General features: G+C 69.9%; 19 protein-coding genes. 12 read left to right on the top strand and 7 right to left on the bottom strand.

Going from position 1 to position 25,479, the window contains the following annotated elements; translation table 11 throughout:
* Positions 1-67 precede the first annotated feature (67 nt).
* The 6 genes from CQ045_RS03910 (at position 68) to CQ045_RS03885 (ending at position 8,273) form a co-directional block, all read left to right on the top strand.
* Complete coding sequence (locus CQ045_RS03910; protein ID WP_105721393.1) at positions 68-1,588, top strand: DNA-3-methyladenine glycosylase 2 family protein; 1,521 nt, start codon at positions 68-70, stop codon at positions 1,586-1,588.
* Positions 1,585-2,082 carry a methylated-DNA--[protein]-cysteine S-methyltransferase gene (locus CQ045_RS03905; RefSeq protein ID WP_105721392.1) on the top strand — a complete coding sequence of 166 codons (498 nt, stop codon included), beginning with the start codon at positions 1,585-1,587 and terminating at the stop codon, positions 2,080-2,082. The genes CQ045_RS03910 and CQ045_RS03905 overlap by 4 nt, the downstream gene beginning before the upstream one ends.
* 168 nt (positions 2,083-2,250) lie before the next feature.
* Complete coding sequence (locus CQ045_RS03900) at positions 2,251-3,294, top strand: dipeptidase (RefSeq protein ID WP_105721391.1); 1,044 nt, start codon at positions 2,251-2,253, stop codon at positions 3,292-3,294.
* A gap of 308 nt (positions 3,295-3,602) precedes the next feature.
* Positions 3,603-5,534, top strand: a complete 1,932-nt coding sequence (locus CQ045_RS03895; RefSeq protein WP_105721390.1) for an ABC transporter ATP-binding protein — start codon at positions 3,603-3,605, stop codon at positions 5,532-5,534.
* Positions 5,531-7,345 (top strand): ABC transporter ATP-binding protein, encoded by a 1,815-nt coding sequence (locus CQ045_RS03890; protein ID WP_105721389.1) that lies wholly within the window; start codon positions 5,531-5,533, stop codon positions 7,343-7,345. Before CQ045_RS03895 ends, CQ045_RS03890 begins: the two co-directional genes overlap by 4 nt.
* 118 nt (positions 7,346-7,463) lie before the next feature.
* Complete coding sequence (locus tag CQ045_RS03885; protein WP_105721388.1) at positions 7,464-8,273, top strand: hypothetical protein; 810 nt, start codon at positions 7,464-7,466, stop codon at positions 8,271-8,273.
* A gap of 102 nt (positions 8,274-8,375) precedes the next feature.
* On the opposite strand, the gene CQ045_RS03880 is transcribed toward CQ045_RS03885, so the two are convergent.
* The gene (locus CQ045_RS03880; RefSeq protein ID WP_105721387.1) at positions 8,376-8,834 is read right to left on the bottom strand and encodes a GNAT family N-acetyltransferase; all 459 of its coding nucleotides are present in this window, start codon (positions 8,832-8,834) and stop codon (positions 8,376-8,378) included.
* A 176-nt stretch (positions 8,835-9,010) separates the two neighbouring features.
* On the opposite strand from CQ045_RS03880, the gene CQ045_RS03875 reads away from it, so the two are divergent.
* Positions 9,011-11,230 (top strand): NADP-dependent isocitrate dehydrogenase, encoded by a 2,220-nt coding sequence (locus CQ045_RS03875; RefSeq protein WP_105721386.1) that lies wholly within the window; start codon positions 9,011-9,013, stop codon positions 11,228-11,230.
* A 170-nt stretch (positions 11,231-11,400) separates the two neighbouring features.
* Here CQ045_RS03875 and CQ045_RS03870 read toward each other — a convergent pair whose 3' ends face one another.
* Together CQ045_RS03870 and CQ045_RS03865 are read right to left on the bottom strand one after the other, a co-directional pair.
* Complete coding sequence (locus tag CQ045_RS03870) at positions 11,401-12,891, bottom strand: L,D-transpeptidase (RefSeq protein ID WP_258130942.1); 1,491 nt, start codon at positions 12,889-12,891, stop codon at positions 11,401-11,403.
* A 109-nt stretch (positions 12,892-13,000) separates the two neighbouring features.
* Entirely contained in the window at positions 13,001-13,405 is a 405-nt protein-coding gene (locus tag CQ045_RS03865) for a RidA family protein (protein WP_105721384.1), read from the bottom strand.
* 25 nt (positions 13,406-13,430) lie between these two features.
* Here CQ045_RS03865 and CQ045_RS03860 point away from each other — a divergent pair, with 25 nt between their 5' ends.
* The 5 genes from CQ045_RS03860 (at position 13,431) to nagB (ending at position 20,968) form a co-directional block, all read left to right on the top strand.
* Positions 13,431-14,648 carry an alanine racemase gene (locus tag CQ045_RS03860; protein ID WP_105721383.1) on the top strand — a complete coding sequence of 406 codons (1,218 nt, stop codon included), beginning with the start codon at positions 13,431-13,433 and terminating at the stop codon, positions 14,646-14,648.
* Positions 14,639-17,920: a family 20 glycosylhydrolase gene (locus CQ045_RS03855; RefSeq protein WP_105721382.1), complete on the top strand. Its 3,282-nt coding sequence runs from the start codon at positions 14,639-14,641 to the stop codon at positions 17,918-17,920. Before CQ045_RS03860 ends, CQ045_RS03855 begins: the two co-directional genes overlap by 10 nt.
* A 79-nt stretch (positions 17,921-17,999) precedes the next feature.
* Complete coding sequence (locus tag CQ045_RS03850; protein ID WP_105721381.1) at positions 18,000-19,187, top strand: ROK family transcriptional regulator; 1,188 nt, start codon at positions 18,000-18,002, stop codon at positions 19,185-19,187.
* Positions 19,188-19,269: 82 nt separating this feature from the next.
* On the top strand, positions 19,270-20,196 hold the full coding sequence (locus tag CQ045_RS03845; RefSeq protein ID WP_105722114.1) for an ROK family protein: 927 nt from the start codon (positions 19,270-19,272) through the stop codon (positions 20,194-20,196).
* Complete coding sequence (gene nagB, locus CQ045_RS03840) at positions 20,189-20,968, top strand: glucosamine-6-phosphate deaminase (RefSeq protein ID WP_105721380.1); 780 nt, start codon at positions 20,189-20,191, stop codon at positions 20,966-20,968. The genes CQ045_RS03845 and nagB overlap by 8 nt, the downstream gene beginning before the upstream one ends.
* 18 nt (positions 20,969-20,986) lie before the next feature.
* Here nagB and CQ045_RS03835 read toward each other — a convergent pair whose 3' ends face one another.
* Genes CQ045_RS03835 through CQ045_RS19095 form a run of 4 tightly spaced genes read right to left on the bottom strand, consistent with a single transcriptional unit; the run spans position 20,987 to position 25,157 of the window.
* Positions 20,987-21,394, bottom strand: a complete 408-nt coding sequence (locus tag CQ045_RS03835; RefSeq protein ID WP_105721379.1) for an NUDIX domain-containing protein — start codon at positions 21,392-21,394, stop codon at positions 20,987-20,989.
* The gene (locus CQ045_RS03830; protein ID WP_105721378.1) at positions 21,387-22,751 is read right to left on the bottom strand and encodes an FAD-binding oxidoreductase; all 1,365 of its coding nucleotides are present in this window, start codon (positions 22,749-22,751) and stop codon (positions 21,387-21,389) included. The genes CQ045_RS03835 and CQ045_RS03830 overlap by 8 nt, the downstream gene beginning before the upstream one ends.
* A gap of 24 nt (positions 22,752-22,775) precedes the next feature.
* Positions 22,776-23,147: a YrdB family protein gene (locus tag CQ045_RS03825; protein ID WP_105721377.1), complete on the bottom strand. Its 372-nt coding sequence runs from the start codon at positions 23,145-23,147 to the stop codon at positions 22,776-22,778.
* A gap of 9 nt (positions 23,148-23,156) precedes the next feature.
* Complete coding sequence (locus CQ045_RS19095) at positions 23,157-25,157, bottom strand: sigma-70 family RNA polymerase sigma factor (protein ID WP_105721376.1); 2,001 nt, start codon at positions 25,155-25,157, stop codon at positions 23,157-23,159.
* Positions 25,158-25,479 lie beyond the last annotated feature (322 nt).

Below are 25,479 nucleotides of genomic sequence, written 5' to 3'. Positions count from 1 at the left end.
AGGAGGCCTCCACCGCCATGTCCGATTTCCGCCAGTCGACGTCGGTGTTGCGTGACAGAGTGGAGGCATGAGCTTCCCCGTGACCGACTTCGACGAGCGCTACCGGGCCATCAGCGCGCGCGACACCCGCTTCGACGGACAGTTCGTCACGGCCGTCCGCTCGACCGGCATCTACTGCCGGCCGAGCTGCCCCGCACGCACGCCGAAGCCGCAGAACGTGACGTTCTATCCGACGAGCGCCGCCGCGCACGAGGCCGGATATCGGGCCTGCAAGCGCTGCCTGCCCGAAGCCGCCCCCGGTTCGCCCGCGTGGGACATCCGCGGTGACACCGCCGCGCGCGCCATGCGCCTGATCTCCGACGGTGTGGTGGAGCGCGAGGGCGTTCCGGGATTGGCCATGCGTCTGGGCTACTCGAGCAGGCACCTCACGCGGCTGCTGACCACCGAACTCGGCGCCGGCCCACTCGCGCTCGCCAGGGCGCATCGGGCGCACACGGCGCGGATGCTGCTCGTCGGCACCGCCATGCCGATCTCCGATGTCGCGTTCTCGGCCGGGTTCGCCAGCATCCGACAGTGCAATGACACGATTCGCGACGTGTTCGGTCTCACGCCGGGCGAGCTCAGGGCGCGTCGCCGTCTGCCGGCATCCGCCGTTCCCGGCGCGATCGATCTCATGCTGCCCTACCGGGGTCCACTCGACACGAGCGGCATCTTCGCCTGGATGAGTGCTCGCGCGCTGCCCGGTGTCGAAGAGACCACGGCGACGTCGTTCTCGCGGCATCTGCGGATGGCGGGCGGCCCCGCCTGGTTCGAGGTGAGTCAGGACGAGGAGGCACGCCTGCATCTCCGGGCCCGTGTCGCTCGCCTGGGCGATCTGGCGCCACTGGTGTCGACCGCGCGGCGCATCTTCGACCTCGATGCCGATCCGCTGGCGATCGACGAGGCGCTCTCCGCGCACCCGGAGATCGCACCACTCGTGGCCCGCACGCCCGGCATCCGCGTTCCGGGATCCGCCGATCCGCACGAGATGCTCATCCGGGCCATGGTCGGGCAGCAGATCACGGTCGTCGCCGCACGCACCGCGCTCACCGCCCTCGCCGAGGCGCTGGGGGAGCGCACCGAAGACGGCCTGCTGTTCCCGACGATGTCGGCCATCGCCGAGCACGGCGCCGAGGTGCTGCGGGGTCCTGCGGCTCGCATCCGCGCCATCACCGGTGCTGCGGCCGCCCTCGCCGACGGGTCGCTCGCACTCACCGTGGGCGATGACGGACCCGAGCAACGTGCCAGGCTCCTCGCGATGCCGGGCATCGGGCCCTGGACAGCCGACTACGTGCGCATGCGCGTGCTCGGCGACCCCGACATCCTGTTGCCGGGCGACGTCGCCCTGCGCGCCGGCGCGGCGGCCTCCGGTCTGCCCGGAGAGGCTCGGCCTCTCACCGCCTGGGCGGAACGCACGGCCCCCTGGCGCAGCTACCTCAGCGCACATCTCTGGCGCGCCGCCCCGGTGCGCCCCGTGGGGCGTCGGCGGACGGCATCCGGCTCTCGTCCGGCCCCCACCCTCGACACGTCGACGAAGGAGAACTCATGACCGCCCTCATCCAGACCATCGAGACGCCGGACGGTGCCTTCACGATCCTCGCCGACGACCGGCAGCGCGTGCTGTCGTCCGGCTGGACCTCCGACGTCGAGTCCATCCTCGGACGCCTCTCCGCGGCGGCCCGCCCCGGCGAACTCCGCGAGAGCGAGACGGATGCCGCCGCTGCCGTGCTGGCCTATTACGCGGGCGACCTGTCGGCCATCGACGCCGTCGCCGTGAAGCAGTCCGGCACCGCGCTCCAGCTCGCCGGCTGGTCGGCGTTGCGTGCGATCGAACCCGGCGCGCCGCTCACGTACACGGGCTTCGCCGCGCAGCTCGGCAATCCGCGCGCGGTGCGAGCGGCAGCATCCATCTGCGCACGCAACGCTCCGGCGCTCTTCGTGCCCTGCCATCGGGTGCTGCGCACCGACGGCAGCCTCGGCGGCTTCGCCTGGGGGCTGGATGTGAAGGAGAGCCTTCTCGCTCGAGAAGCCGTCGAGGGTTGAGTCGAGGGCACAAGCACGGGCCCCCGCGATCGTGTTCCTCGACGAAGTGCTGAGCGTGTCGCGGACGTAGGCTCCTTCCGTGGAGAGACTGGGGAGGGGCCGAAGCCGCAGCTCCCGGACCTCGGAGAGGGGAGCGGTCACGGCCTTCCCGACGACGGACGGACGAACATGAACGACGCACTCGATCTGCACCGACGCGCTGTCGTCGCCGACGCGCACAACGACCTGCTGTGTGCCGTGGCGACTCGTTCGCCGGAACTGTGGTCGGACTTCTTCCGCGCCCGATGGCTCCCTCAACTGCAGGCGGGGGGCGTGGATCTGCAGATCCTGCCGGTCTTCATCGACGACGAGTATCGGCCGGAGGGTGCGCTGCGCCGCACGCTCCGCATGATCGAGGCCGCTCACCGGCTGGCCGAGGGGAACGCGGATGCCGTCGGCCTGTGTCTCGACGGCGACGACATCGACCGCGTGATCGGGGACGGGCGCATCGCGCTGGTACTGGCGCTGGAAGGTATGCCGGGCATCGCCGACGACGTCGAGCTGCTGGAGACGGTGCATCGACTCGGCGTGCGGGTGGGGTCGGTCGCCCACTTCGGGCGCAGCGCCTTCGCCGACGGCAGCGGAGAGGACGCCGCAGGCAGCAGGCTCACGCGCAACGGGATCCAGGCGCTCGCCGAGATGGAGCGCATCGGAATGGTGTTCGACATCAGCCACCTCGGCGCGGGCGGCGTCGACCACGTCCTGGAGCTCGCCACGCGTCCTGTCATCGCGACGCATTCGTCCGTGCGGGCGCTGTTCGACCACCATCGGAACCTCACCGATGCGCAGATCGCGGGTGTCGCGGCCGGCGGGGGAGTCGTCTGCGTCAACTTCTTCGCGGGGTACCTGCACGCGAGCGAGTACACGATCGACACCCTGATCGATCACTTCGAGCGAGTGGTGGATGTCGCCGGCATCGCGCACGTGGGGATGGGGCCGGACTTCGTCCGCGAGGTGCTCGACGACACGACGGCGCCGTGCTGCGTGCAGACGACGATCGAGGGCGTGCCGGCCGACCAGTACCTGCCGGGGCTGGACGGTCCGGAAGGGCTCCCGCTCGTCACGGAGGCCCTGCTTCGTCGCGGCTGGCCGGAAGCGGACATCCTCGCGGTGCTGGGCGGCAACGTGCGGCGATTCCTCCGGTCGGAGCTGGGCGGCGCGGTCGGCGTCTGACCCGAGCCGGCGATCGATCCCTTCCGGGAGCAGGATTCGGCGGATCGGGAATGACTCTTGCATTCAGCTGGTTCACAGCCATAGGCTGGTGGGCTGTCGCGCCGACCGGACGACATAGCCGAGCCCCTGAGGAGGACACCATGATCACGATCGCCACCGCGCGGATCGCCGCTCTCGGCTCGACCCCGGCGCGTCCGCTCTCCTAGAGCCACCCCGCCCCTTCTTCTTCGGATGCCGGACTCCCTGAGTCCGCTCTCGCATCCGTCCCCTTCCGCAATCGCTGTCCATACGAAACTCGTCTGAGAGACATGTCTTCCTCGCCTTCCGCGCAGAATCCCTCGCCTTCGTCCACCCTTTCCACTCCGGCCGCACTGTGGCGTCTGAAGCCCTTCGTGAAGCCCGTCATCTGGCGGCTCGCCGGCGGTGCTGCCAGCGCGCTCATCGCCGCGATCATCGCCCTGATGATCCCGATCGTCCTCGAGCAGATCATCAGCGGCCCCGTCTACTCGGGCGAGATCAGTGCGATCGTCTGGGGTGCCGTCGCCGTCTTCGCGCTCGGGCTCGGCGAGGCGCTGATGGTCTGGCTGCGTCGTCAGTTCGTGCTCAACCCCTCCACCGAGGTCGAGTACAAGATGCGCACCGAGCTGTACTCGCGCCTGCAGACCCTTCCGGTGTCGTTCCACGACCGGTGGGGTTCGGGTCAGCTGCTCAGCCGCATGATGCAGGACATCGGCCTCATCCGTCGCTGGCTGGCGTTCGGGCTCGTGCTGCTCGTCGTCAACCTCCTCACGATCGTCATCGGCTCGGTGCTGCTGTTCCGGTGGCACTGGCTGCTGGGAACGATCTTCCTGGTGACCGCGATCCCGCTGTGGATCCGCGGCTACCTGTTCGAGAAGCGCTACGGCGCGCTCACCCGTCGTAGCCAGGACCAGGCCGGCGACCTCGCCACCAGCGTCGAGGAGAGCGTGCACGGCATCCGCGTGCTGAAGGCGTTCGGGCGCGGCAAGCATGCCCTCAGCCGCTTCAGCCGCCAGGCCGAGACGCTGCGCGAGACCGAGATGAGCAAGGCCGGCGCGATCGCGTCGATCTGGTTCTGGCTCGACCTCATGCCGCAGATCGCGTTCGGTCTCAGCTTGATGTCCGGCATCTGGCTGATCTCCGTGGACCAGATCGACGAGGCGCAGCTGTTCGCGTTCTTCGCGATGGCCGTCGTGCTCCGTTGGCCCATCGAGTCGATCGGCTTCCTGTTCTCGTTCATGCTCGACGCCCGCACGGCGACCGACCGCGTGTTCGACATCTTCTCCGAGACGAACACCATCACCGACCCGGAGCACCCCGTGCACATCGAGAACCCGCGCGGGGAGCTCGCGTTCGAGAACGCGCACTTCCGGTATCAGGACGCCGGTGCCCACGAGCGCGATCTGCTCGACGGCATCGATCTGGTGCTGCGTCCCGGGGAGACCATGGCGCTGGTGGGACTCACCGGCAGCGGCAAGACGACGCTCACGACCCTGCCCACGCGTCTGTACGACGTGACGGGCGGCAGGGTCACGCTCGACGGCGTCGACGTCCGCGACCTCCCGCTCGCCGAACTCCGGCAGCACATCGCGATGGCGTTCGAGGACGCGACGCTGTTCTCGGCGACCGTGCGAGAGAACGTGCTGCTCGGACGCGCCGATCTCGACGTGCACAGCGAGGAGGGCGAGCGTGTGCTGCGGGAGGCACTGCAGGTCGCACAGGCCGCCTTCGTCGACTCGCTGCCCGACGGCGTCGAGACCGTGATCGGCGAAGAGGGGCTCAGCCTCTCGGGCGGACAGCGCCAGAGGCTCGCGCTCGCGCGTGCGGTGGCGGCAGCGCCGAAGGTTCTCGTGCTCGACGACCCGCTGTCGGCACTCGACGTCGACACGGAGGCCCTCGTGGAAGAGGCTCTGCGACACGTTCTCGCCGACACCACGGCCATGATCGTGGCGCACCGTCCGTCGACCGTCGCGCTCGCCGACCGCGTCGCGCTGCTCGAGGCCGGCCGCGTGACCGCGGTGGGCACCCACTCCGAGTTGCTGAAGACCAGCCGTCACTACCGACACGTCATCTCCAGCCTGGAGGCCGAGGAGGCAGCGCGGACCGGGGCGATCCCGATCATCCGCGACGAACAGCTCGAGGTCGAAGACGAGGTTCGCGAGGGCCGCAGGGTCGAGGCCGCCGACGAAGACCCGATCACCGAGAAGGAGGTGCAGCGATGAGCTCCGCCATCACCGGAACCCAGAACGAGGATCGTTCCGAGTACACCCGCGAGGAGAGCAGAGAGATCCGTCGCCGGTCCCTGCGACTGCTCGGATCGCTGGTCAGCCCGCTGAAGCCGCGGATCGTGCTCGCCGCCGCGGTGCTGATCGTGTCGACCGCACTCCAGGTCGCCGGCCCGATCCTCATCAGCATCGGCCTCGACCGCGCGCTGCCCGCGGCCATCGACCAGGCCGACTGGATGCCGACCTTCATGATCGGCGGCATCTACCTGCTGGCGGGTGCCTTCGCCGCCGTGCTGATCGCGTGGTACGTCATCATCGCCGCCAAGCTCACGCAGGCCGTGCTGCTCGATCTGCGCAAGCGGATCTTCCTGCACACCCAGCGCCTGAGCCTGGAGTTCCACGAGTCGTACACGTCGGGTCGCATCATCTCGCGCCAGACGAGTGACCTCGATTCGATCAAGGAACTCCTCGACGGAGGCTTGAACGAACTCGTCTCCGGCGTGCTCTTCGGACTCTTCACCTTCATCGCCCTGTGCTTCTGGGATTGGCAGTCCGGCCTGATCCTCGCGATCGGCGGCGTGCCGCTGTTCTTCCTGATGAAGTGGTTCTACTCCCGCTCGCAGCTGGTCTACCGCGAGTCGCGTGTGATCAGCGCGAAGGTGATCGTGCAGTTCGTCGAGACGATGACGGGCATCCGCGCCGTCAAGGCCTTCCGCAAGGAGCCGCGCAACGACAAGGCGTTCCAGGAGATCGCGGGCGACTACCGCGATGTCAACCGCCGTTCGATGCTGCTGTTCGGCACGTTCGAGCCCGGTCTCATGGGCGTCGCAGCCCTCGTGCTCGGCATCGTCGTGCTCTGGGGCGGCATCCGCGTCTCGGAGGGGGCGCTCACGGTGGGAGTGCTGCTCTCTGCGGTCCTCTACGTGCGCAACTTCTTCGCTCCGATGCAGGAGATCGCGATGTTCCTGAACTCCTACCAGTCGGCCACCGCCGCGCTGGAGAAGGTGTCGGGCGTGCTCGAGGAGGTGCCGACCGTCCCGGACCCCGAGAAGCCGGTCGACCTCTGGGAGTCCCGCGGCCACATCGAGTTCGACGAGGTGACCTTCGGCTACAACGGGGAGAAGACGATCCTCCCCAACTTCTCGCTCGACATCCCCGCCGGCGAGACGATCGCCCTGGTGGGCACGACCGGTGCGGGCAAGTCCACGCTGGCCAAGCTCATCTCGCGGTTCTACGACCCCTCCGAGGGACGGGTCACGCTGGACGGCGTCGACCTGCGCTCGCTGCACCCGAAGGACCTGCGCCGCGCGATCGTCATGGTCACGCAGGAGGCCTACCTGTTCAGCGGGACCGTCGCCGACAACATCGCCCTCGGAAAGCCCGATGCGACACTCGACGAGATCAGGGCCGCGGCTCGAGCGGTCGGCGCCGACGAGTTCATCTCCTCGCTGCCCGACGGGTACGGCACCGACGTGAACAAGCGCGGAGGGCGGGTCTCGGCCGGCCAGCGCCAGCTCATCTCGTTCGCCAGGGCGTTCCTGGCCGATCCGGCGGTGCTGATCCTCGACGAGGCGACCGCATCGCTGGACATCCCGTCGGAGCGCCTGATCCAGGACGCTCTGCAGACCCTGCTCAAGGACCGCACGGCGATCATCATCGCGCACCGCCTCTCGACGGTCGCGATCGCCGACCGGGTGCTGGTGATGGAGCACGGAGAGATCATCGAGGACGACACCCCTGCCGCCCTCATCGGGGGGACCGGCAAGTTCGCCCAGCTGCACGCAGCGTGGCAGGAGACACTGGTCTGATGACCCGGGCATCTTCTCCGCTGCGATCGCGAGCACGATTCGTGATCGCAGCGGAGAGTGCCCTGCCCGGTCCCTCCGCTCGCACCCGGTGGGCGAGCGGCCTGGGTAGCATCGGAGCATGGATCCCTTGCTGCTCGTCGCGGAGTGGTGGTGGCTCGCGCCCACCGCTGCCGCCGCAGGGACGGTCGGCGCCATCGGACTGCGGAGGCGGAGCACCGTGAGCGGCCGACGACTCGCGTACGACGCGGCCAGGAACGACCTGAAGCTCGCACAGGTGACGGCTCTCGAGAGACGGGCGGCTCTCAAGCTCGCACGGGCCGAGTACGCCCGTGTCGCGGCGGAGAGGGCGACAGGACGCTCGTCCGCGGACCAGGTGGCGAGCGCCAAGAGGATGCTGCGCGATGCCGAGCGCGATGCGAAGGCGGCGGCAGCCGACGTCAAGGCCAGGCAGGCGCGAGTCCAGGCGGCGCGCGCAGCCATCCCCTCCGCATCCGGCCCGCGTCCGCTCGATCGGCTGCGCGCCGAGCACGACGCCGTGGTCGCGAAGTGGATGCTGTACGAGACCGATCCGGCACGACAGATCGCCTACCCCGCGATGACCGACGTCAAGCAGCCGGCGACGGTCGCCTACCTCCGGGCGTCGGAGCACGCCGGTGAGCTTCGGCGCGGGCTCGGCGATCGGCCCACTCCGGCCGAGTTCGGCGCCTATCGCGACGCGGTCGCGGCGCTGGCCACCGCCTTCGACGTCGCCGAGCACGGCGCGCGGGTGAAGGCGGGCGAGGTTCCGCCGGCGGCGCCGGCGTGGCAGGACGCGGCACAGGATGCCATCACCCGGTCAGCCGAGGCGATCGAGCGTGCGGCGGGCGCTGCGGCATCCGCCTTCACCAGCTGGACGGCCCGCGGTCGCTCCCGCCGCGACGACGACTAGACGTCCTCTGACGCGCGAGCGGCTGAGAACGCTCCCGTTCGAGCGCCGAGAGGGGCGACGAAGTCTCGATGGGGGAGGGGATTCGAGACCCCGCCGCCCGGTCTAGGTCGTGACTCGGATCTCGGCGATGACCTCTCCGTAGGCGGTCTCGCCCACGGGGGTGAAGCCGACCCGGTGGAAGAAGGTCTCCGGTCCGCCCTCGCCGGCCTCGTAGATGACGTTGACGTGGTCGACGCCGCGCTCGCGAGCCTCCTCGACGAGGGCTTCGACGGCATAGCGCCCGACACCGCGTCCCTGATCGTCGGCGTCGACGTTGATGCGCCACAGCACGGAGCGGAAGTGCTCCTCCGGCGCCTCGGGGTCGAAGTTCGCGCTGACGAACCCGACGACCTCGTTGCGGTCCAGGATCACCCGCTGCCAGGACGTCTGGGGGTTGATCACCGTGGCCGCGATCCCGTACGAGACGGGAGCGAGGAACTGCTCCTGTCCGGGCTTGAGCGACAGGTTGTTCACAGCGACGATCGTCGCGGCGGAGAGTTCGACCATGCGCAGTTCGGACATGGTCCCAGGCTAACCCCTCGCGGCGAACCCGACACGTTTCGGGCGAACATTTCACCAGGGCTTGGCCATTCGTCACCATCCGAGACGGCGATCGCCCACCCCCGGGGCCACGGGGTCAGAGCCGCTCAGGTATCTTGGTATCGAGACAAATAGCCCCGTGAACGGAGAACCTCCCGGTGACCGACGACGCCATCATCTACACGTACACAGACGAGGCACCGGCGCTCGCCACCGCCTCGTTCCTTCCGATCATCCAGGCATACACCGGCCAGGCCGGTATCGAGGTCGAGACGCGCGACATCTCGCTCGCAGGCCGCATCCTCGCCGCATTCCCGCAGAAGCTCGCGCCGGAGCAGCAGGTCGGTGACGCGCTCGCCGAGCTGGGCGGACTGGCCACGCTGCCCGAGGCCAACATCATCAAGCTGCCGAACATCTCGGCATCCATCCCGCAGCTCAAGGGCGCCATCGCCGAGCTGCAGAAGCAGGGCTTCGACATCCCGGACTTCCCGGACGAGCCCTCGTCCCTCGAGGAGAAGGACGTGCGCGCCCGGTACGACCGCATCAAGGGCTCCGCCGTGAACCCGGTGCTGCGTGAGGGGAACAGCGACCGTCGCGCTCCGCTCGCGGTGAAGAACTACGCCAAGAAGCACCCGCACCGCAACAAGCCCTTCGCCGCGGGTTCCAAGACGCGCGTCGCGACCCTCGGACACGACGACTTCAAGCACAACGAGCGCTCCTGGGTGGCTGCGCACGACGATGTCCTGACCTTCCGCCACACGGCGCAGGACGGCACCGTCACGGTGCTCAAGGAGGGCCTCAAGGTCCTGCCGCGCGAGATCATCGACGCGACGTTCCTCTCCGCCAAGGAGCTCGACGCCTTCCTCGCCGAGACGCTGCAGGCGGCCAAGACCGACGACGTGCTCTACTCGGTGCACCTCAAGGCGACCATGATGAAGGTCAGCGACCCGATCATCTTCGGTCATGTCGTGAAGGCGTTCTTCGCCGACGTGTTCGCGCAGTACGGCGACAAGCTCGCCGCCGCCGGACTCAGCGCGAACGACGGCCTCGGATCGATCCTCACCGGCCTCGCGAACGTCGCCGGCGGCGAGGAGATCGCCGCGGCATTCGACAAGGCCATCGCCGAGGGCCCGCGTCTGTCGTACGTGAACTCCGACAAGGGGACCACGAACCTGCACGTGCCGAGCGATGTCATCGTCGATGCGTCGATGCCCGCGCTCGTGCGCAACGGAGGCAAGCTCTGGGGCAAGGACGGGGAAGAGGCCGACACGCTCGCCGTCATCCCCGACTCGTCCTACGCCGGCGTCTACCAGGCCGTGATCGACGACGTGATCGCGAACGGCCCGCTCGACCCGGCGACGATCGGAACGGTTCCCAACGTGGGACTCATGGCGCAGGCGGCAGAGGAGTACGGCAGCCACGACAAGACGTTCGAGATCGCGGCGGACGGCATCGTCCAGGTCCTCGACAGCGAGGGCACCGTGCTCATCGAGCACACGGTCGGCAAGGGTGACATCTGGCGTGCGACGCAGACCAAGCACATCCCCGTGATGGACTGGGTCAAGCTCGCGGTCACACGTGCACGCGCGACCGGCGACCCCGCCGTGTTCTGGCTCGACGCGAACCGCTCGCACGACGCGCAGATCATCGCGAAGGTGCACCAGGGCCTCGCGACGCTCGACACCAAGGGCCTCACGATCACGATCCTCGCGCCTGAGGAGGCGACGCGCTACACGCTCGCCCGCATGCGCCACGGGCTCGACACGATCTCGGTCACCGGCAACGTGCTGCGCGACTACCTGACCGACCTGTTCCCGATCCTCGAGGTCGGCACGAGCGCCAAGATGCTGTCGATCGTGCCTCTGCTCGCGGGCGGCGGTCTGTTCGAGACCGGTGCGGGCGGCTCAGCGCCCAAGCACGTGCAGCAGCTCGTCGAGGAGAACTATCTGCGCTGGGACTCGCTGGGCGAGTTCTTCGCCCTCGCCGCGTCGCTCGAGCACTTCGCCGACCGCACGGGGAATGAGAAGGCCCGCGTGCTGGCGGAGACGCTGGATGCCGCGACCGGCACCTTCCTGGAAGAGGACCGCTCGCCCGGCCGCGCGCTCGGGACGATCGACAACCGCGGCAGCCACTTCTACCTGAGCCTGTACTGGGCGCAGGAGCTGGCGAAGCAGACGAAGGACGCCGACCTCGCTGCGGCCTTCGCGCCGATCGCGGCCACCCTCGCGGAGAACGAGGAGACCATCGTCTCCGAGCTCAACGCGGTGCAGGGCAAGCCCGTCGAGATCGGCGGCTACTACCGTCCGGACGATGCACTCGTCGTCGCCGTCATGCGCCCGTCCGCGACCCTGAACGGGATCGTCGACGCCCTGCGCTGACCACGGTGAGAAGGGGCGGATGCGACGGCATCCGCCCCTTCTTCGTACCCCGCGCGGTCGGCGCGGGGTACGCGCGAATCCGCACTCGGCGGCCTCTCGCTCAGGGACGCGCCGACGCGACAGCATCCGGCCCGTGTGCGCGGGACCGTTCGGACCGCGCGCGGGAGGCGTCAGTTGTAGACGGAGATCTCCAGGCCCTCGGGGGACCAGTCGTAGACGTACTTGGCGAGGTCGATCGGCAGGTTGACGCAGCCGTGGCTCATCCGGTTGCCGAAGTTGTTGTGCCAGTACGTGCCGTGGAATCCGATGTTCGGCGCGAACCAGGTGATCCAGGGCACGTCTTCCGTGCAGTACGGTGCGCCGTCGTAGCAGCCCATGTCCTGCATGCGGGTGTGCGCGAAGACCTTGAAATTGCCGGTGGGCGTCAGGGTGCCGGGCAGACCGGTGGAGACGGCCCAGGAGTTCACGACCTGGTTGTTCTCGAAGAGGAACGCGCGCTGCGAACCCAGATCGATCTCGATGCGGCGGAACAGGTTCACCGTCTCGAACGCGGTCTCGGTGACCGTGAGCGCGAAGACCCCGTCGCCAGCGGCGAGCTGCTTCGCGAACTGCTCCGCGACCTCCGACGTGTCGCCGATGGCTCGGCCCGTGGCACCCTCCTGCTCCGAGCGGAGCACGGTGCCGGCGGAGTCGACGATGTTGGTCGCGTTGACGGGTGCACGATCGACGAGCCCGGGAAGCGTGTCGACCGTGGCCTGGATCGCCTGCGGGTCGGCTTCGATGCGCAGCTGTCCGTCATCGTCGATCACCGTCAGCCAGGTGGCTGCGACCGCGGGAGCGACCGGTACGGTCCGCTCCTCGCCGACGTAGAAGCCGATGGTCGAGAGCATGGTGTTGAGCTCGGTAGCCGTGGCGGTGGCGTCCTCGTCGGAGACGGCGGGAAGGGCCTCGGCCGGACCACCGGGATACTCGAACGCCTTGCCCCCATCGGCGATCGTTTCGGCGAAGGCCGCGTTGAGGTCGCCGACATCGATACCGGTTCCGACCTCAGAGGCGGTGATGACGTAGGTTCCGCTGGCGGCGTCGAAGACGACACCGGCGTCCAGGGGGTCGTCGAAGCTCGTCGGCACGGTGTCGCGCAGCGCGGCGGATGCCTTGGGGGGGTCGAGCACGATGTCGGCGGCGACCGGGTCGCCCATCCACGTGCTGAGGTTCCAGAGCGGGCGCTCGGCGAAGGCGGCGTCGGCCAGCGCGGTCGCGTCGAGGGTCGCACCGAGATCGGCGCCGGTCAGCACTGCGCCTTCTCCGTCGCCCGTGAGTGTGACCTCGGTCTCGGCGAGGTGGGCGTTGATGGCCTCCGCGGCGGCGCCGGCCGTCATGAACCCGACCGGGATCCCCGCGACGGTGGTGCCCGGCGCGATCAGGATCATCGAGGCGGCGCCTGCGCCGAGCACGACGGCTCCTACTCCCAGGCCGATCCAGAGGCCGAGGTGGCGCTTCTTGGGCGAGGGTTCGACCGGCGCCCAGGCCAGCGGCTGCTCGCCGGTCGTCGGCGGCACAGCATCGGTCGAAGCGTCTTCCGGCGTGAGCACCGCAGTGGGTGCGGAGTCGTCGCCGTGCGCCTCGGCTGCTGCGCCCGGCGCAGAAATCAGATCGGTCACGAACTTCACCCCCCGGCTCTCAAACGTGTCCTAGACGTTCAATGGTACGGGATGGCAGGTAACGGGGAGGCAACGGTCCGTGATACTGTCCCTCCCCGCACCCGGAAGGTCAGTCGACGATGGCGATTCCGTCGATCTCGACCAGCATCTCCTCACGCGGGAGACCCGTGAAGACGGTGGTGCGCGAGGGCAGGATCCCGCTGGTCGTGTTCGCGGTGACGAAGGCGCCGTAGGCGTCGTTCATGATCGAGAAGTCCTCGCGCTTGGTGAGGTACACGCGCAGCATCACCACGTCGTCGAACGTCGCGCCCGAGGCCTCGACGATCGCCTTGACGTTCTCGAGCGTCCGGGTGGTCTGGGCGGCGACGTCGCCGGGGAAGAGGTATTCGTTCGTCTTCGGGTCGACCGGGCCCTGGCCGGACACCTGCACGAACGGCCCCTTGCGGATGCCTTGCGAGAAGGTGTGAGCGGGGGCGGGGGCGGCGTCGGTGGAAACTCGGATCTTCGCGGTCATGCGGCCAGCCTAGTAGCCTTGTTAGATGCCTCTACAAAATCCTGATCCCGTTCTCGGCGTCCGGACGAAGGGCTTTCCGGCGCGTGCCGCAGGGCTTCGCGTCGCAGAGGTCGCGGATGCCGGTCTGCGCCTCTCCGATCTGGTCACCCCGGTCCTGACCGTCCACGACGACGCCATGACCCACAACGAGGAGACGGTCTTCGGCTGGGCTCGCGACCAAGGCGTCCTGCTCGCGCCGCACGGCAAGACCACGATGGCACCGGCCCTCTGGCAGCGGCTCCTCGATGCAGGCGCCTGGGGGATCTCGGTGGCGACACCGTGGCAGGCCGAGGTCGCCGTCGATGCCGGCGTCCCGACCGTGCTGATCGCCAACGCCGTGACGGACCCGGCGGCGGTGCGTCGACTGGCCGAGCTGCTGGCCGCCGACGACGGACTGCGCGTGCTGTGCTGGGCGGACTCGCTCGCCGGTGTCGCCATCCTCGCAGCGGAGATGCGCGATGCCACGCGACCGCTGGATGTGCTGGTGGAACTCGGCGGCGCACACGGACGCACCGGCGCGCGCACGGTGGACGAGGGCGAGCGGATCGCCGAAGCCATCTCGGGCGCTCCTGGGCTCCGCCTCGCGGGCGTCGCGGGGTACGAGGGGCCGTTCGGGCCGGACCGCAGCGACGCCTCCGTCGCGGCCGTCGACGCGTACCTGAGGACGATCGTCGAACTGCACGCGCGCCTGGACTACCCCGAAGGCGTCCGTCCCGTGCTCAGCGCGGGCGGCAGCTCCTTCCCCGATCGGGCGGCGGCAGTGCTCGGGCCTCAGGGCGACGATGCCGACGTCGTGCTGCGGTCGGGCGCATTCCAGATCCACGACGACGGGTTCTATTCGCGCATGTCGCCCTTCGGCCCCCTCACCGGCACGGCCCCGCTGCGCTCCGCGATGCACGTCTGGTCGCGGGTGGTCTCGCAGCCGGAGGACGGACTCGCCCTCCTCGATGCCGGACGACGCGACGTGCCCTTCGACATCGACCTGCCCGTTCCGCAGTCGGTGGCCGGCGAGATCACCGCGCTGAACGATCAGCACGCCTTCCTCCGGCTCGCGGACGAGGCGACGGCGGATGTCGGCGATGTCGTACGGCTGGGGCTCTCTCATCCGTGCACGGCCTTCGACAAGTGGCGGGTGGTGCCGGTGATCGACGACCCCGACGCCGCCGACCCGCGCGTGATCGGAGCGGTCGCGACATGCTTCTGAGCGCCGAGAAGGCCGCAGCCGGACTCGTGAGGGTCTATCGCGGAGCGACCGTCGTCGATGGGACCGGGGCGCCGCGCCGGGTGGCCGATGTCGCGGTCGAGGGCGCCAGGGTCGTCGCGATCCTTCCGCTCGGCGCCGCCGATGCAGATTCTCTCGAGCTTCCGGATGGCGCCGTCGAGGTCCGGGCGGAAGGCCTCGTCCTCGCGCCCGGCTTCATCGACATGCATGCGCACAGCGACCTCGCCGTGCTGAGCGGCGCCGCGCACGACGCGAAGATCCGCCAGGGGGTCACGACGGAGGTGCTGGGACAGGACGGCCTCGGCTACGCCCCGCTCGATGACGCCGCGGCCGCCGTCATCCCGGCGCAGATCGCAGGGTGGAACGGGATGCCCTCCGACGTTCCCTGGCGGACGATGGACGACATTCTCGCGGCGATCGATGCGGCCACCGTCGCGAACGCCGCGGTGCTCGTCCCGCAGGGGAATCTGCGGATGATGGTCGTCGGTCACGAGAACCGACCGGCGACGCCCGGCGAGATCGCGACGATGGCGGAGATGCTCGGCCAGGCTCTGGACGCCGGCGCGTTCGGGATGTCGAGCGGTCTGACGTATACGCCGGGGATGTACGCCGATGTCGCGGAGCTGGAGGCACTGTGCCGTGTCGTCGCCGAGCGCGGCGGCTATTGGGCGCCGCATACCCGCAGCTACGGCGGGGGAGCGCTCGATGCCTACCGCGAGGCGATCGACATCGGCCGGCGCACGGGATGCCCGGTCCACCTCACCCACGCCACCATGAACTTCGCGCCGAACCGCGGGCGCGCGGACGAGCTGTTCGCGCTGATCGACGACGCGACCGCCGACGGCATCGACGTGACCCTGGACACCTACCCGTATCTGCCGGGGGCGACCACGCTGTCCGCGCTGCTGCCGAGCAGGCTGGCGGCGACGGGTGATCTGCTGCAGGCGATCTCCGATCTCGACGTGCAGGGCCGGGAGGCCGTGCGGGTGGAGCTCGAGGAGATCGGCTGCGACGGCTTCCACGGCGAGAAGGCGGATTGGTCGCAGATCCAGATCTCCGGGACCGCGAACCCCGCACTCTCCGACCTGGTGGGGCGCACGGTCGCCGAGATCTCGGAGGCTTCCGGCCGCCGAGCCGTCGACGTCGTGCTGGACACGATCCTCGCCGATGGCGGGGCGACCGGGATACTCATGCACATCGGGGACGAGGACAACGTCCGCGCGATCATGCGCCACCCGCGGCACGCCGGCGGGAGCGACGGGATCCTGATCGGCGCGCGACCGCACCCGCGCGGCCGCGGCACCTTCCCCCGATACCTCGGCCACTACGTGCGCGAGCTCGGCGTCCTCACGCTCGAGGAAGCCGTGCGCCACCTCTCCGGAACACCTGCCGCGCGTCTCGGCCTCGACAGGGGCGATGCGCCGCGCGGGGTCATCCGCGAAGGCGCGACGGCCGACCTGGTGCTCTTCGACCCGCTGACCATCGCGGCGGGGGCGACCTTCGAGGAGCCGTTCACCGCTCCGACCGGCGTGATCGAGGTGCTGGTGGGGGGAGTTCCCGTCGTCGTGGACGGCGATGTCACGGGAGCGACCCCGGGGCGTGCGCTGCGCATGGCGCCGCCTGCCCACCGCGCGACCGTGCCGCTCATCCAGGCGCGGATCGATCCGACCGTCGCCGGATTCGCATGGTCCGATCAGACGCCGATCATCGCCCCATCGGAGCTCGCCGCCTCGGCCGCGCGGCTCGGGAGGACAGGCGGGTCGACGGGGCAGTCGACGGGGGAGCCGTCCATCCGACTCTCGATCGACGAGACCGTCGGCGCGGATGCCGCGACGTCCGGACGCATCGCGGACGAGGCCTTCCGGGTGACGGTGGACTCCTCCGGCATCGAGGTCGTGGGCGCGAGTCCCACCGGCGTCTTCCGCGGCGCGACCACGCTTCGACAGCTCCGCGATCCCGATGCCGCCGCGCCCGTGATCCCCGCCGGAGTGTGGGAGGGGGCGCCCGCGTACGGCTGGCGCGGGATGATGCTCGACGTCGCCCGCCACTTCCGGCCGGTCGACGAGGTCCGTCGACTGATCGACCTGCTCGCCGACCATCACCTGAACGTCCTGCACCTGCATCTCACCGACGATCAGGGGTGGCGCTTCGAGGTCCCGGGCTTCCCGCGGCTCACCGAGGTCGGTGCGCGGCGGGAATCGACGCAGCGAGGGCACGGCCCTCTCGCGACGGTCGAGCCCGGAGTGCACGAGGGGTTCTACACGACCGCGCAGCTGAGCGACCTCGTCGCCTATGCCCGTGACCGCTTCGTGACCCTCGTGCCGGAGGTGGAGCTGCCGGGGCACATCCAGGCCGCGCTCGCCGCGTACCCGGACCTCGGCAACGTCGACGTCGGCGATCCGGTCGACTCCGCCTGGGAGCGTTTCGGGGTCAACTCCCGCACTCTCGCGCCCACCGAGGCCTCGCTGGCGTTCGGGCGGGCGGCGATCGATGCGCTGTGCGACGTGTTCGACTCCGAGTGGATCGGCATCGGCGGCGACGAGGTGCCCGTGATCGAGTGGGCCACGAGCACCGCGGCAGCCGAACGGATGCGCGAGCTCGGACTCGACACCCCGCATGATGTGCAGCCCTGGTTCACGGCCCGTTTCGTGGCACACGTCCGCGCCCGCGGCAGGACCGCTCTGGCATGGGACGAGGTCCTCGAGGGGGATGTCCCCGAGGGAGTCCGCATCCTGGCGTGGCGAGGCCCTGCGGCGATGCGCGAAGCTCTGAACCGCGGCATCGAGGTCGTGGCGTGTCCCGATCTCGAGGTGTACCTCGACTACCCGCAGTCGGAGTCGGAGGAGGAGCCGATCAGGGTCGGTCCGCCGCTGACGATCGAGCGTGCGTACACGCTGCGGGTCGAGGACGGTGCCGTGGGAGGGCAGGCGAACGTCTGGAGCGAGCATCTGCCCACGGGGGACCGCATCGACTTCGCGATCTTCCCGCGCCTGGCGGCGATCGCCGAGCGGCTCTGGGAGGGCGGGGACCCGGAACCCTACGCGGGCTTCGGTCGCCGTCTGCCCACGCACCTGCGCCGACTCGCAGCCGCGGGGGTGCGGTATCGTCCCTTGGACGGCCCCGCGCCCGGCCAGCGTCGCCCCGGCGTTCCCGGAAAGCCCCTCACGATCCAGGCGCGGGAGGAGATCGTCGCAACGCTGGTGGAGCGTCTCCTCGAGCGCTCGAACACGGTCGTCGCCGACGATCGAAAGTAATGTAACGTTTCGGTAACCCTCCTCGCGCGTCCGCGAGCAGAGGTTGCGCAAATTTTGTTCGTAAGGTCTACTAACAAACATGTCCGTTTCGGATGAACCGCGTCCCGCATCGCCGTCAGAGTACGTCGGTGCGAATGCGCACGCCTTCGGCCCGGGGCGCCACCTGCGCTCGCGATCAAAGGTGCTCCCCGAGCACGCGCGCGGACACAACCGTGCACTGGTGCTGCAGACGCTGTACCACGCCGGCGCCATGAGCCGCGCCGACCTGTCCCGCGAGACGGGACTCACCAGGGTCACCATCTCCGACCTGGTCGCCGAGTTCATCGCGGATGGCATCGTCATCGAGATGGGCGTCCGCGAGGCGGTGGGGCCAGGCAAGCCGCCGATCCTCATCGACATCGATCGCTTCGGCCACCAGATCGTCGGCCTCGATCTCTCCGGCCCGAACGCCTTCACCGGTGCCGTGCTGAGCCTCGACGGCGACGTCCTCGAACGCCGCGAGGTGCCGCGACCCGAGTCTCCCGACGGGGAAGCGGCCTACGCCGCCCTCCGCGAGCTCGCGGAGAGCCTGGTCGCCGCCTCCACCCAGCCGCTGCTCGGTGTCGGCATCGGCACCCCCGGGGTCGTGCGTCCCGACGGGGTCGTCCTCAGCTCGCCGAACCTCGGCTGGACGAACTTCCCCCTCGAGGCGAAGCTGGGCGTCGATCTCGACCTTCCCGTCCTCGCGCGCAACGATGCCAATGCGGCCGTGCTCGCCGAATACACCTTCGGCGACGCGAAGGCCGACTTCATGCTGATCAAGATCGGCCGCGGCGTCGGAGCCGGCCTCATCACCGGCAGCCAGCCGTTGCTCGGCAGCCGCTTCGCGGCCGGAGAGATCGGGCACGTCGTCGTCGGAACCGACGGCGGACCGCGGTGCGCCTGCGGCAAGGACGGCTGCCTCGAAGCCTGGCTCAGCGTCAGTCGCCTGCGGGCGGCGGTCGCCGCGGACCCCGAGGCACGCGACGAGATCCTGCGCGACGCCGGCACCCGAATGGCGATCGCGATCGCCCCGATCGTGGCCGCGCTGGATCTCTCCGAGGTCGTGCTCTCCGGGCCGGCCAACCTGCTCGACGGTGTCCTGACCGACGCCGCGATCGAAACCCTGCACGCGCGGACGCTCGAGGGCGTCTTCGAAGACGTCGTCGTGCGCCTGACCCATCAGGACGACATCGTCCTGCGGGGAGCCGCCGTGATGGTGCTCTCCGGGCAGCTGGGAGTGTCGTGATCCTCACCTCCGCCATCCCCGGTACGGCAGGGAGCGGCATCCGATGACGGGTGCTGGCGCTGCCGACCCTTCCGGTCGGCTTATTCGAGTGGGCCTGGACGTCGGGGGCACGAAGATCGACGCCGTGGCGGTCGACCCGGCGGGCGACATCCGCGGACGACTCCGGCGACCGACCGGCTGGGGCGAGAACGCGGTCGTGGAGAGCATCGTGACGGCCGTGACCGCCCTCGCCGAGGAGAGCGGATTCCCGATCTCCGACGTCGGCTCGGTCGGCATCGGCATCCCGGGGCTGGTCGACGCGGAGTCGGGGCGGGTCGACCACGCGGTCAACCTCGGAGTGGAATCCCTCGACCTCGCCGCGAGAGCGGAGCAGGGGCTCGGCATTCCCTTCCGCGTGGAGAACGACGTGAAGGCCGCCGCCCTCGGCGCCGCCGTGCTGAGCGGTGTCGCCGGATCCATGGCTTATCTGAATCTCGGCACCGGGGTCGCCGCCGGCATCGTGATCGACGGGCGCATCTGGCGCGGTTCGCGAGGTACCGCCGGCGAGGTCGGACACCTCTCGGTGGATCCCCGAGGGCGTCTGTGCGGCTGCGGCCAGCACGGCTGCGTCGAGACCTTCTGCGGCGGCGGGGCTCTGGCCAAGGCGTGGGGTCGCCCCGGCGCGCTGCCGATCCGAGACATCTTCGACGCCGCCGATGCCGGCGACCCCCTGGCGATGGGACTCCGCGACGACCTCTACCACGGAGCCGCCGCCGCGGTGCGGGTGCTCGTGCTCTCCGCCGACGTCGAGACGGTCGTCATCGGGGGCGGGCTCACCGCGCTCGGCGACCGGCTCGAGAACGGCATCCGCGCGGCTCTCCACGCCGGTGCCGAGGCGTCGCCGTTCATGCGGTCGCTCCGCCTGGATGAGAGAATCGAACTGCTTCCCGCGGGTTCCCCCGCTGCCGCTTTCGGCGCCGCACTGGTCGGCGCATCCATCACCGAGAAGGAGATCGTCCCGCATGGCTGAGGTCGTCATCGTCGAGAATGCCGAGGCCGCAGGCGCCCTGGTCGCCCGGGAGATCGTCGAACTGATCGATCGTCGTCCCGATGCGGTTCTGGGACTCGCCACCGGATCCACTCCGCTGCCGGTCTACCAGGCGCTCCGCTCCGAGCTCGCGGGCCGCGACGTCTCCCAGGTGCGCGGATTCGCGCTCGACGAGTACGTCGGCATCGACCCCGCCCATCCGGAGAGCTACCGTTCGGTCATCACCCGCGAAGTCGTCGAACCGCTCGGCCTCGACCCGCGGCGGATCCACGTCCCCAACGGCGCACAGGCGACGATCCAGCACGCGGGTGACGACTACGAGGCGGCCATCGAGGCCGCCGGCGGCGTGGACCTGCAGATCCTCGGGATCGGCACCGACGGGCACATCGGCTTCAACGAGCCCGGCTCGTCCTTCGCCTCGCGCACCCGCGTGAAGACCCTCACGGAGCAGACGCGCGAGGACAATGCGCGTTTCTTCGACTCGATCGACGACGTGCCGATGCACTGCATCACCCAAGGACTCGGCACGATCCTGAAGGCGCGTCACCTCGTGCTGCTCGCGTTCGGCGCGGGGAAGGCCGAGGCCGTCGCCGGCGCGGTCGAGGGTCCGCTCACCGCGCTCCTGCCCGGCTCCGCCATCCAGCTGCACCCGCACGCGACGATCGTCGTCGACGAGGCGGCCGCATCGCGCCTCACGCTCGCCGACTACTACCGCTACACCTTCGCCAACAAGCCCGGCTGGCAGGGCATCTGAGGGCTGTCTGCCGTCCGCTCAGCCTGCGGAGGCAGGCCAGGCGATCGGAAGCAGGTGCTCGAGGCTCAGCGGTGCCAGCGGCAGCGTCGCGACGTCGGCCGGAGTGATCCATCGCAGTTCGGCGAGCTCCGCCTGCACGGTGACCGTCTCGGGGCGGATGGACGCGGCGAACGCCTCGGCGACGACACGGTGCCCCGGCTCGTTGGCGGCCGCCGAGACGAACGTCCCGAGAGGCTGAAGGTCGGATTCGTCGAGCAGCAGCCCCAGCTCCTCGTTCAGCTCGCGGATCAGCGTCTGCGCGGCGGACTCGCCGGGCTCCGGTTTGCCCCCGGGCTGCATGAAGCGGGTCGTGCCCTGTTTGCGGACGACCAGGACCCGTCCCTCGTCGTCGACGATGACCGCCGCGCTCACGTGGATGTCAGGCATCGGGGCTGAACACCTTTCCGGGGTTGAGGATGCCGAGCGGATCGAACACCGCGGCGATCTGACGCTGGAGCTGCCACTGGTCGTCACCCAGCTCCTCGGCGAGCCAGCGTCGTTTCAGCACCCCGATGCCGTGCTCGCCGGTGAGGGTGCCGCCGAGGCGGATCGCGGCGCGGAAGAGCTCATCCGCAGCTGCCCAGACCTCAGGCGGCGTCTCGGGCCCGTCGAAGAGGAAGTTGGGGTGCAGGTTGCCGTCGCCCGCATGGGCCACCGTCGGGATCGTGAGGCCGTATGCGCGTTCGATGCGCGCGATCTCGTCGAACATCGCCGGCATGGCGCTGCGCGGCACCGAGACGTCTTCGATGAGCGTCGTGCCCAGTGACGCCATCGCCGGGTGCATCGAGCGCCGGATCGACAGCAGGCGCTCGCCCTCCTCGCGGTCGTGCGAGACCACCGTGACGCCCTCGTGGTCGCGGAGGATCGTCGCGATCGCATCGGCCTCGATGCCGGCCGCGGGGCCATCGGTCTGAATGGTCAGCTGCGCAGCTCCCGGCGTCGGCGCGGGAAGCGAGAGGAGGGCATGGACGGCCGCGAGGCTCGCGGCATCCATCAGCTCCATGATCGCGGGCTGCACGCCCGCAGCGGTCACGGCCGCCGCCGCTGCCGCTGCGCTCCGCACGCCGGGGAAGGTGGCGGTGACGGTGCACGTCTCGCCGGGGACGAGTCGGCGCAGCTTGAGAGTCGCGCCGACCACCACGCCGAGCGTGCCCTCCGAGCCGACGACCAGCGCGGTGAGGTCGAGGCCGGTGACGCCCTTGACGCTGCGGTGTCCGAGATGCAGCAGTCTGCCGTCGGCGAGGACGAGGTCGACGCCGAGGACGGCATCGCGCACGACGCCGTACTTGGCGCAGAGCAGGCCGCCGGCACCGGTGGCGATGTTGCCGCCGACGGTGGAGATGTCGCGGCTGGCCGGGTCGGGAGCCCACCACAGTCCGTGTCGGCCGAGCTCGGCGTTGAGGTCGGCGTTCAGGATGCCGGGCTCGACCACCGCGAGCAGGTCGTCCTGGCGGATCTCGAGGATCGCGGTCATCCGCCGGAGGGAGAGCACGATCTCACCGGTGCCCGCATTGGCTCCGCCCGCGAGGCCGGTGCCGGCGCCACGGACGACGACCGGCGTCCGTGTCGCGGTCGCGATGCGCATGGTCTGCTGGACGTCCTCGACCCGTTCCGCGTGCACGACGGCGATCGGGCGTCCCGCTGCGGAATGGCCCGAGCGATCGGCTCTGGCCTGCTCGAGCGCAGTCTCATCGGTGTCGACGAGCGGGCCGAGGGACTCCTGCAGAAGCTCGAGGACGCTCACGGCAGGGCGCTCACGGCAGGAGTCTCACGACAGGGCGCGTCGTCCGCTGAGGACACCGGCGACGACGGCGACCAGGGCGAAGGCGGTTCCGATCAGGGCCTGTCCCATCGACCACCACGCGATCGTGACGCCCACGTAGATCAGCAGCTCCACTGCGGCGCGGAGGAACGGATGCACGCGCAGGACCGGTCGCGGTGACAGGAACAGCGCCCAGATCAGGATCACGACGACGGGTGCGCCGACGCCGATGATGATGCTCCACGGGAGGTCCCAGCTGGCGAAGCCCCAGAGCGCGAGGGATGCCACCGCGACGACCAGGACGATGGTGCGAACGATGTCGAGGGCGGAGATGACCGGGCGCTCGACGCCGGGAACGGGTGCGGGATCCGAGGACATGGATCCAGTCTATTCGGCGACTGCGGCGTCCTCGGTCGGGAGGACGGCGACCTCGGGCGCGACGGCATCCGTCGTCGAGGCTGCCGTCGGGGTCGACTCGACAGGGGCGTTCGACTCCACCGGTGCGGCGGGCGCGGGCTCGACCGGTGCGGGTGCGGCCGGAGCCGTCTGGACGGGCTCGACCGGTGCGGGCGGTGCCGACTCCTCGGGCGCCGGGTCGACCGGTGCCGGCTCGACGGGGGCCGGGGCGACGGAGAGGACGTCTGCGTCGGGCGCAGGTTCATCCGCAGGCTCCTCGACCGGAACCTCTTCGGGGCCGCCGCCGCCGAGGGGCTCGAGCGCGAGGAGCGTGGTCTCGACGAGCGGACCGGTTCCGGACGCGAGCACGTACCGGAAGGTGACCTTCGTGTTCGCCGCATCGAGGAACTGCCAGAAGTCGGGACGGAGATCGAGCGTTCCCAGACCCGCGTCATCCAGCACGATGCTCCCGCCGCCACCGTGACTGTCGTCGAGCAGGGCCTCCACCGTGGTCCCGGGCGCGCCCGTGATCGGAACGCTGTAATGCACCTGAAGGCCCTCGAACCAGATCGTCGCGGTGGCCCACGTCGGTGGGTCGACCGGATCGACCGGATCGACCGGGTCCACGGGTTCCACAGGATCCACGGGCTCGACCGGTTCGACGGTCTCGGGCGGGACGATCGGCTTGACGGGAACCGTCGGCGGCGCGACGACAGGACCGGCATCGTCTGCCGCCGGCTGCGGGTCTTCGTCTTCGACCGGGGGAGCGGGCGATTCCTCCGGCTCGGTCACCGGAGGCTCGATGACGACAGGCTCGTCGAAGTTCATCGACTCGTCCGGCCCGACGTCGGAGGCGATCGAGGACGGATCCTCGTCCCCGGCGCTCGGGAGCGAGGTGGCGGGGTCCGACCCGGCGAGTCCGGGGATGATCGTCGCTGCGGCGACGACGCCCGCGACGACCAGGGCCGCGGAACCCGCGCCGACGAGCGCACCGATCCCGGTGAACGCTCCTCCTGCGGATCCTGCGCCGGCGGAGGAACCTGCGGCGCCACCGGTGGTTCCGCCGCCGCCGGTGCCGGAGCCCCCGGCGGCGATTCCGGTCGCAGCGTGACCTGTGCCCGCATCACCACCGAACACGGCGCCGGGGATGCTCGACGGCGCCGCGGCCAGTGCGACGATGGGGGTTCCACCGCCCTGCAGCGTGGCGAGGTAGCCCGATGCTCCGGTGACGCCGAGCACGAGCGGCAGCAGCACGAGGGCGAGGCGCGTGGAGACATCCTTCGCCTCCGCCGCGACGATCATGCATCGGGCGCACTCGTCGAGGTGCAGCTCGAGTCGCTTGTGGTCGCGAGTGCTGAGGTTGCCGCGTGAGTACGCGCCGAGGTGTTCGATGGTCCACTGGCATTCGGAGCCTTCGGCCGCGCTGCGCAGATGCGCCTGGATCCAGGCTTCACGGAGTCCCTCGCGGGCGCGGAAGGCCAGCTGGGACACGGCACCGGACTTCATGCCGAGAAGCGGCCCGACCTCCTGCGGCTTCATCTGCTCGATCTCGGTGTACCAGAGCACCTCCTGCCAGCGGGAGGGGAGGCTGCGGAACGCCTGTGCGGTCAGGCTGCGGTCGAGTGCCTCGTTCGCGGCCTGATCGGTCGTGTCGGGGTCGGCGACCGTGTCGAGCTCGTCGATCGCGGTCTCGCGGCGGGAGCGGCCCCAGCCGGCAGCGGTGTTGCGGATGCTCGTGAAGAGGTAGGCCCGGAACGAGCCGTTCGGCCCGCCTCCCTTGACGATCGCCTGGTAGATGCGGGTGTACGCCTCCTGCACGAGGTCGTCGGGGTCGATCGACGACGTCACCGAGCGGGCGACGGACAGCCCGGACGGGTAGTGCCGTCGCCAGAGTTCACCGAATGCCTCCGTGTCGCCGGAGCGAGTGCGGAGGATCAGGTCGGCGTCGCCGATCGTCTCGTCGTGAATCGTGTTCTCTTCGTGCACAATCATCCATCTGTCGCAGGGCGCAGGTGCGCGTCCACGGGAAGAGACGCGGGTGAGCGTCTCTCATCACGCGACTTCACCATTCTCTCGCGAAATTCCCAGGGAAGCCACCCTTTCCCCGAACTCGGAGGCCACGCCATGGTTCGGCGATCCGGGGTGCGAACCCGCGGTTCCGGAGGAGCCGGCGACCGCGCGGCGGAACTCTTCAGAAGATTTTCGAGAAGTCGCGTAATGAATCGGCGGGAGCGCCGTCTCATCCCATAGAGACAGCCGTATGGATCCCTCCGGGGGGCGGGATCCAGGCGCTGGTGCGGGGGGATTCTGCACC

Origin of the sequence: Microbacterium sp. MYb66 (assembly GCF_002979435.1) — a bacterium.
Lineage (GTDB): Bacteria > Actinomycetota > Actinomycetes > Actinomycetales > Microbacteriaceae > Microbacterium.
This window is presented reverse-complemented; position numbering and strand designations above follow the sequence as displayed.